General features: G+C 66.1%; 21 protein-coding genes. 6 read left to right on the forward strand and 15 right to left on the reverse strand.

The window, feature by feature from the left end; genetic code table 11:
* Positions 1–1,545, forward strand: a complete 1,545-nt coding sequence (locus ACQP1G_RS45085) for a tetratricopeptide repeat protein (RefSeq protein ID WP_433196735.1) — start codon at positions 1–3, stop codon at positions 1,543–1,545.
* The gene (locus ACQP1G_RS45090) at positions 1,542–2,807 is read left to right on the forward strand and encodes a CHAT domain-containing protein (protein ID WP_433196737.1); all 1,266 of its coding nucleotides are present in this window, start codon (positions 1,542–1,544) and stop codon (positions 2,805–2,807) included. The genes ACQP1G_RS45085 and ACQP1G_RS45090 overlap by 4 nt, the downstream gene beginning before the upstream one ends.
* On the opposite strand, the gene ACQP1G_RS45095 is transcribed toward ACQP1G_RS45090, so the two are convergent.
* From ACQP1G_RS45095 to ACQP1G_RS45150, 12 genes are all read right to left on the reverse strand, one after another.
* Positions 2,804–3,052 (reverse strand): type II toxin-antitoxin system RelE family toxin, encoded by a 249-nt coding sequence (locus tag ACQP1G_RS45095; RefSeq protein ID WP_433196739.1) that lies wholly within the window; start codon positions 3,050–3,052, stop codon positions 2,804–2,806. The genes ACQP1G_RS45090 and ACQP1G_RS45095 overlap by 4 nt on opposite strands.
* The gene (locus tag ACQP1G_RS45100; protein ID WP_433196740.1) at positions 3,049–3,321 is read right to left on the reverse strand and encodes a type II toxin-antitoxin system Phd/YefM family antitoxin; all 273 of its coding nucleotides are present in this window, start codon (positions 3,319–3,321) and stop codon (positions 3,049–3,051) included. Before ACQP1G_RS45100 ends, ACQP1G_RS45095 begins: the two co-directional genes overlap by 4 nt.
* A gap of 61 nt (positions 3,322–3,382) precedes the next feature.
* A complete protein-coding gene (locus ACQP1G_RS45105; RefSeq protein WP_433196742.1) occupies positions 3,383–4,222 on the reverse strand; it encodes an alpha/beta fold hydrolase in 840 nt (279 codons plus the stop codon).
* A gap of 100 nt (positions 4,223–4,322) precedes the next feature.
* Complete coding sequence (locus tag ACQP1G_RS45110) at positions 4,323–4,736, reverse strand: hypothetical protein (RefSeq protein WP_433196744.1); 414 nt, start codon at positions 4,734–4,736, stop codon at positions 4,323–4,325.
* 74 nt (positions 4,737–4,810) lie between these two features.
* Positions 4,811–5,167 carry a nuclear transport factor 2 family protein gene (locus ACQP1G_RS45115; RefSeq protein WP_433196746.1) on the reverse strand — a complete coding sequence of 119 codons (357 nt, stop codon included), beginning with the start codon at positions 5,165–5,167 and terminating at the stop codon, positions 4,811–4,813.
* A gap of 129 nt (positions 5,168–5,296) precedes the next feature.
* A complete protein-coding gene (locus tag ACQP1G_RS45120; protein WP_433196748.1) occupies positions 5,297–5,989 on the reverse strand; it encodes a hypothetical protein in 693 nt (230 codons plus the stop codon).
* On the reverse strand, positions 5,986–6,918 hold the full coding sequence (locus ACQP1G_RS45125; RefSeq protein WP_433196749.1) for a lipase family protein: 933 nt from the start codon (positions 6,916–6,918) through the stop codon (positions 5,986–5,988). Before ACQP1G_RS45125 ends, ACQP1G_RS45120 begins: the two co-directional genes overlap by 4 nt.
* A gap of 365 nt (positions 6,919–7,283) precedes the next feature.
* Positions 7,284–7,772, reverse strand: coding sequence for an N-acetyltransferase family protein (locus tag ACQP1G_RS45130; protein ID WP_433196751.1), 489 nt, complete (start codon positions 7,770–7,772; stop codon positions 7,284–7,286).
* A 367-nt stretch (positions 7,773–8,139) separates the two neighbouring features.
* Positions 8,140–8,436, reverse strand: coding sequence for a hypothetical protein (locus ACQP1G_RS45135; protein WP_433196753.1), 297 nt, complete (start codon positions 8,434–8,436; stop codon positions 8,140–8,142).
* 98 nt (positions 8,437–8,534) lie between these two features.
* Positions 8,535–9,260 (reverse strand): amino acid ABC transporter ATP-binding protein, encoded by a 726-nt coding sequence (locus ACQP1G_RS45140; protein ID WP_433209409.1) that lies wholly within the window; start codon positions 9,258–9,260, stop codon positions 8,535–8,537.
* A 39-nt stretch (positions 9,261–9,299) separates the two neighbouring features.
* The gene (locus ACQP1G_RS45145) at positions 9,300–11,087 is read right to left on the reverse strand and encodes an ABC transporter substrate-binding protein/permease (protein WP_433196755.1); all 1,788 of its coding nucleotides are present in this window, start codon (positions 11,085–11,087) and stop codon (positions 9,300–9,302) included.
* 189 nt (positions 11,088–11,276) lie between these two features.
* The gene (locus tag ACQP1G_RS45150) at positions 11,277–12,071 is read right to left on the reverse strand and encodes an LLM class F420-dependent oxidoreductase (RefSeq protein WP_433196757.1); all 795 of its coding nucleotides are present in this window, start codon (positions 12,069–12,071) and stop codon (positions 11,277–11,279) included.
* A gap of 223 nt (positions 12,072–12,294) precedes the next feature.
* On the opposite strand from ACQP1G_RS45150, the gene ACQP1G_RS45155 reads away from it, so the two are divergent.
* Positions 12,295–13,389, forward strand: a complete 1,095-nt coding sequence (locus tag ACQP1G_RS45155; protein WP_433196759.1) for an ABC transporter ATP-binding protein — start codon at positions 12,295–12,297, stop codon at positions 13,387–13,389.
* Positions 13,390–13,514: 125 nt separating this feature from the next.
* On the opposite strand, the gene ACQP1G_RS45160 is transcribed toward ACQP1G_RS45155, so the two are convergent.
* Positions 13,515–14,018 carry a hypothetical protein gene (locus ACQP1G_RS45160; RefSeq protein WP_433196761.1) on the reverse strand — a complete coding sequence of 168 codons (504 nt, stop codon included), beginning with the start codon at positions 14,016–14,018 and terminating at the stop codon, positions 13,515–13,517.
* A gap of 276 nt (positions 14,019–14,294) precedes the next feature.
* On the opposite strand from ACQP1G_RS45160, the gene ACQP1G_RS45165 reads away from it, so the two are divergent.
* Positions 14,295–14,942, forward strand: coding sequence for an NADPH-dependent F420 reductase (locus ACQP1G_RS45165; protein ID WP_433196763.1), 648 nt, complete (start codon positions 14,295–14,297; stop codon positions 14,940–14,942).
* 60 nt (positions 14,943–15,002) lie between these two features.
* Here the strand turns inward: ACQP1G_RS45165 and ACQP1G_RS45170 are convergent, their stop codons facing one another.
* Entirely contained in the window at positions 15,003–15,512 is a 510-nt protein-coding gene (locus ACQP1G_RS45170) for a winged helix-turn-helix transcriptional regulator (protein ID WP_433196765.1), read from the reverse strand.
* 101 nt (positions 15,513–15,613) lie between these two features.
* Between ACQP1G_RS45170 and ACQP1G_RS45175 the strand changes: the two genes are divergently transcribed.
* Positions 15,614–16,783: a thiolase family protein gene (locus tag ACQP1G_RS45175; protein ID WP_433196767.1), complete on the forward strand. Its 1,170-nt coding sequence runs from the start codon at positions 15,614–15,616 to the stop codon at positions 16,781–16,783.
* Between the two features lie 79 nt (positions 16,784–16,862).
* Here the strand turns inward: ACQP1G_RS45175 and ACQP1G_RS45180 are convergent, their stop codons facing one another.
* Positions 16,863–17,285: a hypothetical protein gene (locus tag ACQP1G_RS45180; protein WP_433196769.1), complete on the reverse strand. Its 423-nt coding sequence runs from the start codon at positions 17,283–17,285 to the stop codon at positions 16,863–16,865.
* A gap of 411 nt (positions 17,286–17,696) precedes the next feature.
* On the opposite strand from ACQP1G_RS45180, the gene ACQP1G_RS45185 reads away from it, so the two are divergent.
* Complete coding sequence (locus tag ACQP1G_RS45185) at positions 17,697–18,659, forward strand: o-succinylbenzoate synthase (RefSeq protein WP_433196771.1); 963 nt, start codon at positions 17,697–17,699, stop codon at positions 18,657–18,659.
* The last annotated feature ends 34 nt before the right edge of the window (positions 18,660–18,693 follow it).

The following is an 18,693-nucleotide window of genomic DNA, read 5'->3' on the forward strand; positions in this document are numbered from 1 at the left end:
ATGCCCGCCGACGACGGCCGTGAACTACTCGCCGAGGGGGCGGCCGCCTACCAGCGCGGCGATATCGGCGAGGCCAGGCGGCTGTTCGAGGAGATAGCTCGAACGAGTACGGATGGGCTGCGGATCAGCGCACTGGTCAATGCCGCGAGCATGTGCGATGAACTCGGCGATCATGCCGAGGCGATCGTCATGTTCCGCGAGGCGCTCGCGGCGATGCCCGCCGATGCGATCGAAAAGCGGACCGCCGCACTGATCAACCTCTCCCAGGCGCTACAGCACATCGGCGATCTGGACGGTGCGCAGGAGGCGCTGGAACAGGCGCGGGCGCTGCTCACCGAACACAATGACGAAAGTATGCAGCGGGTGGCCTGTCTGCTGTCGCTGACCGCGGTGGCGTTCCACCGCCAGAGCTGGGCCTACGCCATCGAGCTCGCCACCGAATCATTGGACGCCGCGGTCCGTTTCGCACCGCATTTGGCCGGACATCCGCTCTCGACGCTCGGCGGGATCTACTTCGAGACCGGGCGGCGCGAACTCGCCGTCGACTTCATGGGCCAGGCACTCGCGGCATTCGACGCGGCCGGTGATCGCAATGCCGTCGCCGAGACGGAACAGAATCTGGCCGTCATGTACGTCAGGTTGGACCGGTTCGACGAGGCCGAACCGCCGCTGATGTCCAGTCAGGAGTATTTCGAGCGGGCCGGACTCGGCTATCGGGCCGGTGTCGGTCTGAAGACCATGGGTTTTCTCGCCGAGGGACGCGACGATATCGACGCGGCGGAACAGCGCTACCGCAGCAGCCTGCGGTACTTCCTCGAATCGGGCGCGGTGCTCGATGCCGCCGATGTGCGCGTGCGCCTGGCGACGGTGGCGTACGCGACCGGCCGCTACGACGAGGGCGAAGAGCTCATCGCCGAGGCATTCGCCGCCTATGCCGAGCGCGGGCTCGGATTGCATTGCGCCCAAATCGATTTCTGGCATGCGGCGCTATTGGAGGCGGTCATCGAGACGGCCGAAACGCCGGAGGGCGAGCTGTTGGCGCGGGCGATAGAACTCGCGATTCCCTCGGCGCTGGCCATCGATGCGGTGCGCTATACGCTGCCCAACGGCAATCAACGCGAGCAATGGAACCGCCAGATCGCTGATCCGGCGGTACGTATGGCCTTCCGGTTCGCCTACCTGTCCGGCAACGGTCCGCTGATCGTGGATCTCATCGAAACACAGTGTGCGGGCACGACATTGGATATCGCCAGATCAGCGGCCAGCGTACCGCCCCGGCTGCCGCTCGAATTGTTCGATCCGCCCGCGATTTCGGCCGAGGAAGTGCAGCCCACCGTGCTGGTGGGCACCGGACCCCAGGAGGGGTCGGCACCGCAGCTCGGCACGGCGCTGGCCGAGGTCGCGGCCAGTGCCGGACTTCCGGTCGCGCCGCCGCCGCGGGTGGCGGTGGCGCCGGATGGCCATATCGCGTTGGCCGCGTATATCGATGCCGCCGAGCACCGCTACGGATATCGGGTGCGCGAGAGTCGGGTGCTGCCCGCATGACCACACCGGAACAACCGACCGTCATCGTGCGGATGGCGGATGCGGGCGATCTGTACATGTCCTGGCGCTGGCTCGGAAACGACTATGAGCGGGGTGCGAGCATGCTGCCCGGTACGGCGGTCGCCGAGGCTGTCGAACGGCTCACGGCGGCGCTGCCCGACCCCGCGCAACCGGGCGGACTCGAACGCGCCATGACCACTGGCGCTTTCGCCTCACCTGACTCGGAATATCTCCTCGCGCAGTCACTTTCCCGCGCACTGCTGCCCTACGGCCTGGCCGCGCAGCTGTATGACCTGCATACGCGTGGGACACGCCCGCACATTCGGTTGCAGCCCTCGCCCCGAGTGGCCCAGGTTCCCTGGGAGATCATCGCTCCCGGTCCGGAGTTGCGCCTGGTGGATCTCGCCGATATCAGCTTGCTCGCCCCGGCCAGCATTGTGCACGGCCCGGACCGCACGGCGCGTACCTGGTCCGAGACGCGGGAATTGCCGGTGGTGGCGGTCCTCGACCCACGCGTCCCCGGCTTCCGTGCCGACGCGGCGCTCGGATCGGTACTCGGCCGGATGGATCCTGCGGCTCCACTGGCCCAGCGGGTCACCGAATACCGAAACCAGGGCAGGCTGCTACCCGCGGTGGACGATCCGACCGAAGCATTCCGGCGCACGGATATCGATCGAAGCTGGTTGAGCGAGGCACTGCGCGGTGGCGCCAGCCGCCTCACCTATGTGGGACATGTGACCGCGGCAGCCCCCGAATCCGGACAGAGCGAGGCCTCCGAACTACATCTGGCCTGCGCTGCCGAGGCCATCGGCTTCGCCACACCCATTCGAGCGCACCGCCCGCTCTCGGCCAAAGACCTACTACTCGGCACCCATACCCTCGCCACGGAACCCATTGCCGGACCACAACTGTGGCCCATCCCGAGCCGAGTCGCGCTGATCGCCTGCGAAAGCGGCGGTGATATGCGCTTCAGCGAGGCACTGGGCCTGGTCGCCGCCATGATCAACGGTGGCGCCGAACTCGTCACCGCCAGCCGCTGGCCCCTCCCCACCGACCTCGCCTTCCAACGCCTGGCCGGAGCACCCCCGCAAGTCCACCCCCTCCAAGACGCCATCTGCGCCATCGACGCCGCCCACGAACATCAGGACCCGGTCACCACCCTCGCCACCTGGCAACGATCCCGCCTGGCCGCCTGGCGCACCGAACGCACCATCGAACACTCCCCCCTCCTCTGGTCCGCCTTCGCCACCGTCCGCACCTAGCGATAGGCGTCGGAGCGCTTCGCGACGATAAAGACGGTCACCACCCGCGCCGCATCGTCGATCCCGTATACGATGCGGTACTGCCCTATCCGAATGCGCCAGTCTTGGTTTCCGACAAGCTTCTTCGCGCCGGTGGGTCGCGGTTCCTTACTCAGCGCGATGATGGCGTGCAGCGCGACCTCGAATACGTCGCGAGGAAGTTTCTGCAGTTGTTTCAGAACATCCGGATGGAATTCGATTCTCACGAGGCCAGCACCGTTGCCGGGTCCACACCCAGAGCATCGAGCATCTCGGACATAGTCATCGTCTCGTATGGCTCACCACGCAGATGGCGCAGCCGCAGTGCGTCTACCAGGTCGGCATGTTCATGCAGCCGCTCATAGTCGGCCATCGAGATGATGACCGCGACCTCGCTGCCGCTGTCGGTGACGATCGCCTCTTCGCCGGTCGCGGCGACCCCGCGCACAATGGCCCCGAGTTGCATCCGCAGATCCCGCAGGCTGTGTGTACTCATGTTCAACATATTACACATTCGGCATCGCTGGCGAGCCGGATGGGTCGCGACGCGCTCGGTACTAGGTGCGATGGGCGAGGAGGTGTTCCATGATCAGGCGGGTGAGGGATTCGGGGGTTTCTTCGGGGATCCAGTGGGAGATGTCTTCGAGCATTTCGAAGCGGTAGGGGCCGGTGACGTAGTCGGCGGTGGCGAGGGCGGCGGTGGAGCCGATGGCGGTGTCCTCGGTACTCCACACGTAGAGGGTCGGGACGGTGATCGGGGCGGTGGGACCGGCGAGGGGGAGAGCTCGGTACCAGTTCAGGGCCGCGGTGAGGGCGTCGGGGCGGGTGAGGCGGTGGATGTAGTCGTCGATGCGCTCCTGCGGGACTTTCCAATCGAAGATCTTGCGCAGGGCGGCGGCGTCATCGGCGAGCAGGGCGCGTTCCGGGGTGCGGGGCTGGCGGAAGTAGGAGAAGTGCTGGGCTCGCTGGGCCTGATCCTCGTCCTCGGCCATGGCCTGTAGGAAGGCGGCGGGGTGCGGCTGCGAGACGGCGGTGAGGGTGCGGATTCGTTTCGGGAGTGCCGCCGCCACCGCCCAGGCGATGTGGGCGCCCCAGTCGTGGCCGATGAGATCGAAACGCTGCCAACCCAATCGGTCGGCGATGGCGATGACATCGCCGATCAACTCCTCGACGCGGTAGTCGGCGACCTTGTCGGGGCGCACGCCGGGCGAATAGCCACGCTGATCGGGGGCCACCACATGACAACCACCGCCGCCGAGCGCGGTGAGCTGGAATTCCCACGCGATGGCGGCCTCCGGAAAACCGTGCAGCAGCAAGACTTCGCGACCACCGGGTGCACCGCTGGTCAACGCGTCGAAGGTGCCGAACTCGGTGGGGATCTTGGTTGCCTCGAGCACGGGCTCGACTCTAGAGGGCGGTACCGACCACAAACGCCGAACGCGGCATCGGCGGGTGCCGATGCCGCGTTTCGCGGAGTTGGTCGATTGGTTCCAAGATTCAGCGGGCCTTGCGGATACCGAGGTACTGCAGGGCCGCGAAGCCGCCGACGGTCGCCGCTTGCAGGACGGTCCAGATCGAGCCGACCAGGTTCACGTCGAGGGCGCCTTCGATGAGGGCGGCGAAACTGACCACCACCCAGACGGCGTTGCCGGCGGCGGCGACACCCGCGGCCTTGGTGTTGATGGTCTCGGCCATGGCGATGAGGGCGACACCGATGCCGTAGAGGGTCAGGAAGACGCCGATCGGGATACCGATCTTGCTGTCCAGGCCGAGCAGCGATTCCAGTGGGCCCGAAAGTGCCAGGTAGGCAAGGCCGTTGACGCCGGTGACGACGGCGTCCAGGCGCAGGGCGGTACGCAGCAGGTTCTGGCCGGGCGCGAGCAGGGTGGACATGGCAGAGGAGGTGGTCATGGTCGGTATTTCCTTCTGGGGTAGCGATTTCGGACGGCGGTTGACCCGCGGCCACCGGGGACGAGGTGGCCGGGTCAGGCAGTGGCGGGGACCTTGTCGAGGAAGCCGTAGACGTTGGCGATGCGCCCGTTCTCGACGACCGCGACATCGAAGCCGATGACGACCGCGGGTGCGTCGGCGGGGCCGAGTTCCCAGCTGAATCGCACCTGGTCGTGGTGGGCGTCGACCGGTCCGGCGAGAGTGAACACCCACCCCGGGAACTGGGCTTGGACGCCGGCGATGGCCGCGTCGAGTTGGTCGTGTCCGGCGACCGCGGCCAGCGGGTCGGTGTAGGTGGCGTCGGTGGTGAACACGGCTTCGATTCCGGCCTTGCGGGCGGCGGCGTCGGTGGTGTTCCAGACTTCCAGGTACTGGGCGACGAGCTCGTTCATGATGGCCTCCTAGGCTTCTGACCTGTGGTTTCTCTGTCGTTCTTGCTGACAGGAACTACGTTATGGGCAGCGCAGGGGGTGCCGAATCAGTCATCTATCAGTACTTTTCGCCGACCTATACGTATGCGGTCAGCGCGATGCCATGACGTCCGGACGCCGAGCCACCGCGAGCAGCACGACACCGGTGCCGATTCGCCACCAGACGAAGGGGTCGATGGCCAGGCGTTCGGCCGTGCCGGGGCCGAGATGCTCGCTGGTCAGCGAGGCGACCATGCCGACGATGCTCACGGCCAGCAAGGCGAGAGTGAATGCGGTGTAACCGGGGTGCGACCGGTACAGCCAGGCGATGATCGCCATGATCGCGACGCCGGAGAACAGTTCCAGGTATGCGCCGGTGGGATGCAGTACGGCGCGTATGTGACTGCCACCGGGAACCTCGTTCGCACTCCCCGGGAAGACGCCGACCAACACGTTGCCGAGGCAGTTGATCAGGGCCAGATACGGAATCGCCTCGGCCAGCGGGGTTTTCGGCAGCAGTGGCGACAGCAGCATCGCTGCGGCGAGCACGAGGATGCCGAGAAGGACGAATTCCGTTGACATCAGTGCGTGCCACGGCGAGCAGATGAACCGGTCACGCGTGGTGCCGCCGCCGTATCGGCGCATATCACCGAGGCATTCGGGGACGCCGAGATCGCTGATCATATTGCGTGACCAACTGTAGGCGTGCGGTGCGGGCCAGCGTGCGGCCACGATCAGCTCGACGATGTAATACGACATCGACAGGATCAGCAGTGCGGCACCGATTTTCAGGCGGGTCGTCATCGGGCGCAGGTGGTTGCCGGGACGGGCGCGCCCGCGAATCGGTCGTTGATGAATGCCGTCCACTGCGCGGTATCGGCGTGGAAGGCCGCGTGGCCGCCCGGTACCACGGTGTCGTGCACCGGAATTCCGATCCGGCACATTTCGCTGACCGCCAGATCGCTCCACGCGGTGTCGACCAGGTCGTCGGCGGCACCCCGCGCGATATAGGTGGGGATATCGGTGGCGGTCTCGGGCAGATTTCCGCGGGTTTCGAAGTCCGCGAATACGCGCCGGGCGTTGTCGTCGACGAATTCGGCCGCGGCCGGGGTCGCCGACCGGGCGACCGCTAAGTCCTGAGCATTGAATTGTCCGGCGCAACTCGCTTCCACACGCGGTGCGGCAGTGCGCGATTCGCCGTGCAGGACCTTGTCGAAGGAGTATCCGGGATCGCCGTATCCGACGCCTTCCACTAGATAGGGCAGGATCAAATACTGGCCGGGACTCAGCGTTTTCGACTCGATGCTCTGAGCCACGTCGACATGCAATGCGGGCGACAGCAGCACGTTGCCGAGGATCTTCAGTTCGGGCGCATAAGTTTTCGCCGTTTCGGCCGCCGATTCCGTTGCACGCCCGCCTTGCGAGAGCCCGACGAGCACGATGTCGGTCGACAACGGCAATCCGAGCGCCCGCGCCGCCCGAACCGAGTCGAGCACGTCGTACCCCGATGACAGCGCATCCAGATATGGCGCCTTACCAGGCCCATCGAGCCCCTGATAATTGGTCATCGCCACGGCCTTACGGTCATCGAGCAACCCCGCGACCAAGGTGTCATTGCCGAACAGTACGGGCGAATTGGTCGGCGCACAATCGCGCACCACCCCGGACGTACCGTGCGCGAACGCAACCAATGGCCAGCCCCCCGCTGGCGCATCCCCTTTCGGCAAGAACACCGCACCCGACACTTCAATGGGCGAATCGCCCGGTGCCGTCGAGATATACCGCAGATATGTCGCCGATCCAGCCGCCGCCGAGATCGTAGGACCACCATTCGTCCACGGCCGCTGCGATACCAACGCCCCCGGTCGATCAGCCGCCCCGGAATTGTCCGAAGCCACCCCACACCCGCCGACCAACACCACGCCGACCGCCGCAAAAGCCCACATCACCGCAATCTTCGGCCGCAAGCTCCTCGCCCTTCGACTGTGTACCGCCTCGACCCCCACCGCACCGAAACCGACTGCCTCGACAGCCACGCTATATCAGCCACGACCAGCGTTCCCGCAGGAGCGAGCCGCAGCACCCCCTCCCCCGCACTTCACAGCTCCAACAGCATCTCGAATTCCGGCCGCGGATCATCGGGCGCGATCACTGCCTGCACCCCGGTTCGCACGAACCCGTGCCGTAGATACAACCGCTCGGCTGCCGCGTTGCCCACCGCAACCTCCAACCACACCTTGCGATGCCCTGCATCGATCGCCCAGTCGATCACAGCTCGAATGAGGAGATCCGAAACCCCTGTGCCCCGTACCTTTCCATCGACCCACATCGAAATCAGGTGCGCCCCTGCCCGTTCGGGATCATCCAGCCCGGCGGCCGTCCCGACATCGCTGCCATCGACACTCGCCACGAACTGCGCTCGATGTACCAGCAGCTCCCGCCAATCCTGATCGGTCCTGGCCAGCGCGTGCTCCAGCGTCGACGCGAATGCCTGCGGTGCATCGGCCAAGGCACGCAGCCGAATGCTCCGCAATGCCGACCAGTCGTCGACGGTGAGCAGCCGCACTCGGACCCTTGAATCACCCATCCCGCCATGTCTACTCGAGTCCGAGTCTGCTGACGAGCCGGTTTCGGGTGACCTGCGCCGTGGGGGTCTGGTAGGCGCGGAGATTCGGGGATCGCGGCGGTAGTGGTTTGCAGCAATCCGAGGTCCAGGAGCCGAGGATTGTGCAGGCGAAGGCATCGATGGCCGCGGGTCAGCGAGTGGGCGGCGAGGATCGGATCCGGGGCTACACCGGCGGCCGCGAGGGACGGTGCCACCGCGGCGAGATAGATCCACCTACCGATTCATGCAGGGCCCGACCGGACTCATCCGCGGTGCGGGTGGCTGGGTTGTCGAATGCCGCGCACACCGGGCTGCGGGCCGATACGGCGGCGCGGCGATTCGATCGAGCTCAGTGGTCGTCGTAGTGGCCGTTGTGGGCGGCGTGGCGGTGGCCGTCGTGCAGATAGTCGACATGGTCACCGTGTTGGACGGCTTCGTGGCCGCAGTTCGGGCCGTGGACGTGGTCGTGACCTGGGTGTTCGACGTGGGCGCTGGGTTCGCATTCGTCGTAGTGGCCGTTGTGTTCGCGATGCAGGTGGCCGTCGTGGGCGTAGTCGACGTGGTCGCCGTGCTCGACCTGGGTATGGCCACAATCGGGGCCGTGGACGTGCTGGTGTTCGGTGTGCTCGATATGCGCTGTGGTCATCGGACCTCCTCGTTTCCCATCGCTGGATATGCGGCGCCGAGAACGGCGACACATTAACAGGTGCGCATCCATTGAGTTTACTAGAGGTGTGCTGGGTGTCACAGAACCTGGGAGAGGAACCGCTGCAGACGTGGGGTCTCCGGGTTGTCGAACAGCGCGTCCGGTGTGCCGGTTTCGACGACCTGACCTGCGTCCATGAACAGCACACTGTCGGAGACACTGCGCGCGAAACCCATTTCGTGTGTCACCACGATCATCGACATTCCCTTGGTTGCCAGATCGGCCATGAGCGCGAGAATGCCCTTCACCAATTCTGGATCCAGCGCCGAGGTGGCCTCGTCGAAGAACATGATCTCCGGCTGCATGGCCAGCGCGCGGGCGATGGCGACGCGCTGCTGCTGACCGCCGGACAGATTCGCCGGGCGCGAATCGGCCCTCTCGGCCAGGCCGACGACCTCCAACTGTTCGATGGCCAGCGCACGCGCCGCATCCTTGGACAGGCCGCGCAGCTTGCGCGGCCCGAGCGCCACATTCTCGGCGACCGTCTTGTGCGGGAACAGATTGAAGTGCTGGAACACCATGCCGATGCGCTGGCGCAGCGTATCGGGATCCTCGGTGAGCACCGACTTGCCGTCCAGCAGCACATCGCCCTGATCGGGTTCGTGCAGGCGGTTCAACACGCGCAGCAGCGTCGACTTGCCGGAGCCGGACGGCCCGATGACGGTGGTGGTCTTACCCGCATCGACGTGGATATCGACGCCGCGCAGCACATGGTTGTTGCCGAGCCTCAGGTGCAGACCGGTTCCGGTGAGGGAGGCACTCATGCCTGCTGGCGCTGTGTTCTCGCTACGCTCGCTCATGGTTTATCCGCGCCCTTCCGTGATCGTGGCCGCCTCGACCTGGTCGATGGGTTGGTCGGGTCGGCCGGTGCGCATGCGGCGGTCGATGTAGTTGACCAGATGCGTGAGCGGGATGGTCAGCAGCAGGTAGACCAGGCCCGCGGCGACCAGCGGCGAGAGATTTCCGGTCTGCGCGTTGAGATCTCGGCCGACCGCGAACAGTTCGCGCTGGGTGGCGAGCAGGCCGAGGAAGTAGATCAGCGATGAATCCTTGATCAACGCGATGAATTGGTTCATCAGCGCGGGCAGCACCCGGCGCACCCCCTGCGGGATCACCACCAATGTCATTGCCTGGCGGTAGCCGAAACCGATGGCGCGGGCGGCCTCCAGCTGACCCGGCTCCACGGATTGAATACCGGAACGGAAGATTTCACCGATATATGCCGAGGCCAGCAGGGCAAGTGCGATCGCGCCGAGCCAATACGGGTTGTTGCCGGTGATATTTCGCACCACCGGGCCGATGCCGAGGCCGATGATCAGGATGATCACCACGGCGGGCAGGCCGCGGAAGATATCGGTGTAGACGCGGGCGGGCCAGCGCAGCCAGCGGGTCCGGGAAATGCCCGCCACCGCGAGCAGCATGCCGAGCACGGTTCCGAGGACACCCGAAACCACCGCCAGGATCAGGGTATTGGGCAGGCCGGTCTTGAACAGGTCGGGAAAAGCCTTGCGGTACAACGACCAGTCGAAGAAGGTCTCCTGCAACTGCCGCAGTGTGGACTTCGGCGCGTTCGCCGCATTGTCGGTCGGCTTCTTCTCGGCCGCGATGGCGGCGAAGTCCGGAAGTTGCGGTGCGGGTTCGGCCTTCGAGCCGGGCTTCCAACCGGGCGGCAGCTGCCGCGGCACCCAGTCGGTGTAGAGCTCGGCGTAGGTGCCGTCGGCGATCACGGCGTCCAGACCGCTATTGAGCGCATCGATCAGCGGCTGGTTGTTCTTGGCGACCGCATAGCCGACGAAATTGTCCAGGCTGAAGGTGTTCTGGATGATCGAAGTACCGTCGCCCGGCTTCACCTGCCCCTCGGCCTGCGCCGACGGCGCGACCCAGGCGTCGACCTGACCGGACTTCAGATTCGCGTACGCGGTGGCGTAGTCCGGAAATTTCACCGGATCCAGATGCAGTTGGTTGACCACGTAATCGTCCTGCACCGTGCCCTGCACGACGGCGATCCTGGTGCCGCGCCCCAGATCCGAAAAGCCCTTGATGGCACTGCCATTCGGTACGACCAGGGAAAAGTAACCGAAGTCGTAGCCATTGGTGAAACCGACGCGCTCGCGGCGCTCGGCGGTGGTGGTGATATTCGACGAGCCGATATCGAAGCGACCGCCGGAGACCTGCGAGAGCAGCGGCGCGAATTCGGTGCCCGAAAACTCCACCTGGAGACCGAGTTTCGCACCGATCGCGCGCAGCAGCTCATTGTCGAAGCCGGTGAACGAGCCCGCCGGATTCAAGCAGATGCTCGGCGGCGCGTCCGACAGCGTGCCGACGGTGAGCTTGCCCGGCGTGATCAGCCGCAGCTTGCCGGTATCGATCGCCGACAACGGCAATGTGCTCGCCGTGGTGTACTTGTCCGCCCCGGCCGAGGCCGCCGAGCCCAGGTTCGTCGGGGCGGCCGATGCCGCACTCACTCCGGGCGGGGTGCATTGGTTTCGATCGGAATCGGCGCCGGAACCGCAGGCCGTGGCCGCCAGGCCGACGGCAAGCAATATCACGGCGATCAACGCACGAGACCGCACAGCGGGCAGACCAGCCATGACGGGTAACCCTAGCGTCCGATCGGTGCTAATCCGCAGCTACCCCGGAGCGCTCGTGATCGGCCGGACCGCGCCGTCCCAGCTCGCGGCCGCCGAGCGGGCGCGGACGCGGCACCCTCGCCCGATGCCGGAATTCCGATCACAGTGATTCGAACCCCGGCACCGACCGGTGCTACACCGCTGCCCGGGTTACGCCAAACCGCTGACCGGCTCCGGATTGACTTCATCACGCCACCGGACCGCCCGCTCGACCTCGCTGAGGTCGAACTTCGGCCCACTGACCCCGATGGTGAACAGACTCACCCCGGCCTCGACGAATATCGCGGCCTGCTCCACACCTGGCCACTGCACCGAGCGCTCGATCTTCGCCTGATCGGTGCCGACGGCCGCGCAATGGTCGGCGAGCACCTTGTTCTTGTGCGCGATCGCCTCGAGATCGGCGAAGGTGTGCCACATATCGGCGTATTCCGCGACCAGTCGCAACGTCTTCTTCTCGCCACCGCCGCCGATCAGGATCGGGATCTCCCGGGTCGGCCGCGGATTCAGCTTCTTCAGCCGGGCGGTGAGCCGGGCCATATTCTCTTTGAGCAGCGTCAGCCGGGTTCCTGCGGTGCCGAATTCGTAGCCGTACTCGTCGTAGTCCTTCTGGAACCACCCCGCGCCGATGCCGAGGATGAGTCGGCCGTCGCTGATGTGGTCCACCGTCCGCGCCATATCGGCGAGCAGATCGGGATTGCGATAACCGCCGCCGGTGACCAGCGCGCCGATCTCGATCCGTTCGGTCTGCTCGGCCCATGCGCCGAGCATGGTCCAGCATTCGAAATGCGCACCATTGTGATCGCCGGTCAGCGGGTAGAAGTGATCCCAGTTGAAAGCGATGTCGACGCCCACGTCCTCAGCTCGCAGTACGGCGTCGCGCAGGAGTCCGTACTCGGGCGCGTGCTGGGGCTGCAGCTGTACTCCGATTCGAACCGGTCGGGTCATGAGATTGCTCCTCGTCGCTCGATCTGGTTCCCCGATCGAGGCTACCGGGGTCACCGACCTTCGGCGTGGCAATAATGGACGTGGAGATCCTGTGACGAATACCGGATTCCTTGCGCGAACTCGAGCACATCGTGTGCGAAGCGAGCACATCCAGTAATATCGCCGGTCAACCCTTACTCGGATCGTCCGGCACGTTCCTGCCGGTGATGGGATGTGATTTGTCATGGCCACCGTGACCTTCGATAGCGCGACCCGGCTGTACCCCGGCTCGTCCAAACCTGCCGTCGACAAGCTGAATTTGGAGATCGCCGACGGGGAATTCCTCGTCCTGGTCGGTCCTTCCGGTTGCGGCAAGTCGACCTCGCTGCGGATGCTCGCCGGACTCGAGGACGTCGACGGCGGGCGCATTCTGATCGGCGCCAACGACGTCACGCATGCCGAACCCAAGGAACGCGATATCGCGATGGTGTTCCAGAACTACGCGCTATACCCGCATATGACCGTCGCGGAGAATATGGGCTTCGCGCTCAAGTTGGCCAAGGTCGCCAAGGCGGAGAAGGAGCGGCGGGTGCTCGAGGCGGCCAAGCTGCTCGACCTCGAGCCGTACCTCGATCGCAAGCCGAAGGCGCTGTCCGGCGGTCAGCGGCAGCGTGTCGCGATGGGGCGGGCGATCGTGCGCCAGCCGCAGGTATTCCTGATGGACGAGCCGCTGTCGAATCTCGACGCCAAGCTGCGGGTGCAGACCCGCACGCAGATCGCCCAGCTGCAGCGCCGCCTCGGCACCACCACGGTGTACGTCACGCACGACCAGGTCGAGGCGATGACAATGGGCGATCGGGTCGCGGTACTCAAGGACGGGCTGTTGCAGCAGTGCGCGACACCGCGCGATCTGTACCGGGATCCGGCGAACGTGTTCGTCGCCGGGTTCATGGGGTCGCCCGCGATGAATCTGTACACGCTGCCGGTCGCCGATGGTGCGGTGGAACTCGGCGGGACCACGCTGCCGGTGCCGCGATCGGTCGCGGATGCGGCCGAGGGTTCGGTGTCGGTCGGCGTCCGGCCCGAGCATCTGGAGATCGGTGGGGCGCCGGACAAGTCGGGCATCCAGATGGAGGTCGATGTGGTCGAGGAGCTCGGCTCCGACGCGTACATCTACGGCCGCACGATCGCCGAGGGCGCGACGAACGGCGCGGGCGAAACCATTGTGGCGCGTGCGGATTGGCGTAACCCGCCCGAGAAGGGCACCCGGGTGCAATTGTCGGCCACACCCGAACACACCTACTTCTTCTCCGCTGTGGACGGTCGTCGCCTGGCCTGAGGCCCTGATCGCGACGTCACTGAGCGTGCACTTTTCCGCCGGATCCGGCAATTCTTGCCAGCTACCAACGAAAAGTGCACGCTCAGAACAGATTCTGAACATTCAGCGGACCGCCATTGGTCCGATCAATGGACTCCTGCCAGGGCCGCGACCGCTATCTCGGCGACCGACTGCTGAGCTTGTCGAGCGGTGCCGGGGTGCGTGTAGAAGTCCACCCAGAACAGGTCCGCGCCGCGTCGGACCACGGCCGAACCCATCGCGGTGCCGTCCTTACCCTCGTCGTTGTAGACAGCACAGGCCGCGTCCCCAAGACCGCTCGCGGTGTGGAACTGCCCGGCGAGCGCGCTGTTCCCGCAGGATGAGACGAGCGCGTCGGCGGCGCGGTCGGCACCCGAGTCCCAGCCGACCTGGCCATAACGCAGCAGCCGCACCCCCAGGAAGCCATACGTGTCGGGGCCGATCGGACGGTCCTTGGTGGTGTAGTACTGGCAAGCCGCATCCGGACCCGAGGAGTAGATCGCCTTGGGCTCGGGCACACCATCCGGAACCAATCGCTCGAAAAGCCCGGGACCGATCGCCGCGCACAAGTCGGGCGGGGCAGCGGCCGGTGGATGAGACTCCTCGTACATGGACAGAAGTTTCACGTACAGCGCGAGGCTCGCAAACGATAGAACCACGGCAGCCAGCGGCAGCAGACAGCCCCATGGACGCGACGATGTGGACGACGACATATCTCCCCCTCGGATTTTCGTGCGAGTCTAGGTGCTCCGCGTCGATCGCCGCGCTCACCCGACGCGACTCCAGCCGTGATACCCCTGCCGTTCGCCCACGGCGGAAGGCCACGCGCAAGCCGTGCAGCGTTCGTAAACTCGACGCTCAGACGGGATCGGCGCGAGGAGCGGACGATGAAGGTAGCGGTGCTGGGGACCGGGCAGGTCGGACGCAGGCTGGCGGGCAAGTTGGTCGAGCTCGGCCACGCGGTGACGCTCGGGTCGCGGACCGCCGACAATGCGGCGGCGACCGAATGGGCGCGCGAAACCGGTGGTGACCATGGCACTTTCGCCGATGCCGCGGCCGATGCCGAACTCGTGATCAATGCGACATCCGGCACCGTCTCGGTGGCCGCGCTCACCGCCGCGGGTGCGGCGAATCTGAGCGGGAAAGTCATTGTGGACGTATCGAATGCGCTGGATTTCTCGGCCGGATTCCCGCCGAAGGTGCTCACCCCCGAGGCGGGCAGCGTCGCCGAGGAGATCCAGCGGGCCTTCCCGGACGCACGGGTGGTCAAGACCCTCAACACCATGAACAATCAGCTCATGGTCGACCCGTCCCGAATTCCGGGTCGGCACAACGTCTTTCTCAGCGGCGATGACGAGTCGGCCAAATCCGAGGTGGCCGGACTGCTGAAATCCTTCGGCTGGACCGATGAGCAGATCATCGACCTCGGCGGCCTGGTGACCGCGCGGAGCACCGAACCGCTTGTCCTGCTGTGGGTTCACCTCTACAACAAGTTCGGCACCGAGGACATCAACTACGCCGTTGTCACCGGCTGAGTTGTCCCGCGCCCATCAGCGGCGCGGCGGGTCGACTCGCCGCGCCCAACGCTCGGGCGATCACTTCGCTGAACGGGCCCGCGCATAGTCGGGGTTGAGCCTGACCCCGAGCTCGTCCAAGTCGATCTCACGACCCCTTTCGCTGCGCACCTGGACTCGAACCGGTGCGCCGCTCGACTCCTCGACCAGCAGCAGCGGCGCAGGACCCGGCTGCAGGTATGTATCGCCCCATTGCATGAGCGCGAGCACCGCGGGCAACAGGTCGCGACCCATATCCGTGAGCGCATACTCGTGCCGAGTGCGCTTGCCCTCTTCCCGGTACGGCCGTTTGCTGAGCAGGCCTGCCTCGGTGAGCTTGCGGAGCTGGCCGGAGACCGCCGCGTCGGTGATGCCGACGCGCGCCGCGAAGCCGTCGAAGCGGGTGGTGCCGTAGTAGGCCTCGCGCAGGATCAGGATCGCCGAGCGGGTGCCGACGATATCCATCGCCTTCGCGATCGAACATTCCGTGGGCTTCCACGCACTCAGATCGGCCAACGGTCCTTCCATCACGGCTGCCATGACGAACATCATAGCGATATCTGGCTTGAGTCTGCTATACCCAGGCGTTAACCTGACTATAAGCCAATAGAGCCAGACCTAGGGGCCGGGCTCGCGGTTCGAAAGGAACCACCATGAGAGACGCGGTGATTGTCGAAGCGGTACGGACACCGATCGGCAAGGGCAAGCCGAACGGGGCGCTGCATAACGTCAACGCGGTGGACCTGCTGGCGCATAGCCTGCGGGAAGTAGTCGCGCGCAGTGGCATCGATCCGGTGCTCATCGACGATGTGATCGGCGGCATCGTGACCCAGGTCGGCGAGCAGGGCGCCAATATGACCCGGCGGGCCGCGCTGGCCGCGGGATATCCGGAATCCGTGCCCGCGACCACGGTCGATCGCCAGTGCGGCAGCAGTCAGCAGGCCATTCATTTCGCCGCACAGGGCGTGATCGCCGGTGCCTACGACATCGTGGTCGCGGCCGGTGTCGAGTCGATGGGCCGCATTCCGATGGGCGCCAACCTGATCGCGTCCGAGGACTTCTCCGGTGTCGGCTTCGCCGAACGCTACCCGGAGGGTTTGGTGTCACAGGGCATCAGCGCCGAACTGATCGCGGCGCGCTGGGGGCTGACCCGTGCCCAGCTCGACGAGTTCGCGCTCGGCAGCCACGAAAAGGCCGCGCTGGCGACGAAGAACGGCTCGTTCACCGGTCAACTCGCGCCCCTCGCCGGACTGGAGACCGACGAGGGCATCCGCGTCGGCAGCACCCTGGAAACCCTCGGCACACTGCGCCCCGCCTACTACGACGAGGCCATGGCCGCGCGCTTCCCGGAAATCGGCTGGCAGATCACCGCGGCGACCGCGAGCCAGGTCAGCGACGGCAGTGCCGCGGTGCTGATCATGACCAGCGACCGCGCCGCGGAACTCGGGCTGAAGCCGCTGGCCCGGCTGCACAGCTTCGCGGTGGCCGGTGACGATCCGCTGCTCATGCTGACCGCCGTCATCCCGGCGACGCGAAAGGTTTTGCAGCGCGCCGGGCTGCAGCTCTCCGATATCGACCTGGTCGAGATCAACGAGGCCTTCTCGCCGGTGGTGCTGGCCTGGGCGCACGACACCGGTGCGGATCTGTCGCGCGTGAATGTCAATGGCGGCGCCATCGCCATCGGGCATCCACTCGGCGCTTCCGGCGCACGTCTGATGACCACGCTGGTGCACGCCATGCAGGAGCGCGGCGCCCGCTACGGCCTGCAAACCATGTGTGAGGCCGGCGGTTTGGCGAACGCCACGATCCTCGAACGGCTCTGAGCCAACGGCGTCCCGCTTGGAGCCGGGCACCCGAACTGCGGGTGCCCGGCTCGAAGCACCAGCTGCCGGTCGGCACAGCTCAGATCGAAACCAATACCACCGCGAGCAGAAACCCGAGCAACCACGACTCGGCGACCAACGGCACCGCGAGCAACGGCACCCATGCGACGCGACGGCGGTACCGAATCTTCTCGACCACCATGATGCCGACAGCCACCACGGACAGTGCGATGCCGACCCACGCGACGCAATACGCCACCGGCAGATAGCGCACACCCCCGGCCGGATCGGCCCCGCGCCCGAGCAATTCGTACAGCGGCACGAAAGACGCCACCAGCCACGCGAATCCGATCGCGATAACCGATCCGAGCACGGCGCGTACGGCATTCGCCGGCCGCGGCCCCCACGGACTCGATCCCATACCCCAGAATGACCGGTCCAGTCCGATCCGCGCACCCATCCGCGCCGGACAGGCACGGCGCGCCGATCCACCGTGGATCATCGTCCGCCGTCCGGATAGACGCGCTCCGCTACTGCCCTATCACGGATCACCTGGCCCAGCCGATCAGGCCGCCGCATCCGAACGCCGACTCGATCAGCTGAGCGCCACACCTACAGCGGCGAACAGTGCGCGACGGATCACCTGGCCCAGCCGATCAGGCCGCCGCATCCGAACGCCGACTCGATCAGCTGAGCGCCACACCTACAGCGGCGAACAGTGCGCGACGGATCACCTGGCCCAGCCGATCAGGCCGCCGCATCCGAACGCCGACTCGATCAGCTGAGCGCCGCACCTACAGCGGCGAACAGTGCGCGGCTGACCTCGGGCAGTCCGAGTTGGGCGCTCGGATTCACCACCAGCGAGACGATGTCAGCCGGTCGTCGGCATTGATGGCCTCTAGGCTGCACAGTAATGATCGAGACCTTCGTATACGCGATCCCGATGCGGACCAGGTTCCGCGGCATCACGGTGCGCGAGGGGATGTTGATCAAGGGACCGCTCGGGTGGGGCGAATTCTGTCCGTTCCCCGAATACGACGATCGGGAGGCGGCGGGCTGGCTGGCGACGGCCGTCGAGCAGGTGACGGTCGGGTGGCCGGAGCCGGTGCGCGAACGGATTCCGATCAATTGCACGGTGCCAGCGGTCGATCCGGAGCGGGCGTATGCGATCACGGCCGGATCCGGGTGCCGGACAGCGAAGGTGAAGGTCGCCGATCACGCCGATGCACTGCACGAGGATCTGGCGCGGGTCGAGGCGGTACGCGATGCACTGGGGCCGGATGGGTCGGTTCGCGTGGATGCCAATGCGGTGTGGGATGTCGAGACCGCCGTGACGCAGATCGAGCAGATCGATCGTGCCGCAGGCGGTTTGGAGTACGTCGAACAACCGTGCCGCACCATCGAAGAGCTGGCGGCGGTGCGGCGGCGGGTCGATGTGCGGATCGCCGCCGACGAATCCATCCGCCGCGCCGAGGATCCCTTGCGCGTCGCGGTGGCCGGGGCCGCCGATATCGCGGTACTCAAATGCACGCCATTGGGCGGTGTGCGCCGCGCACTCCAGGTCGCCGAGGCCGCCGGGCTGCCGTGCGTGGTGTCCTCCGCGCTGGAAACCAGTATCGGCCTCGCCGCCCAACTCGCCCTCGCCGGTGCGCTCCCCGACCTCGAATTCGCTTGCGGCCTGGGAACTCTATCCCTGCTCGACGGCGACCTCGTACACGAATCCCTACGCCCCGTCGACGGCTTCATGCCCGTCCCGAAGACCCCGCCGCCCCCCGACCCGCGCCTGCTGGAGCGCTACCGCCACCCCGACCCAGCACGAACCCGCTGGTGGGAAGACCGCCTGACCCGAGTGCACGCACTGCCCCCGCCCCGATGATCGAGGGTAGAGAAATGGTGGCTGCCCCCGGGTC

Source organism: Nocardia sp. CA-107356 (assembly GCF_050946365.1).
Taxonomy (GTDB): Bacteria; Actinomycetota; Actinomycetes; order Mycobacteriales; family Mycobacteriaceae; genus Nocardia.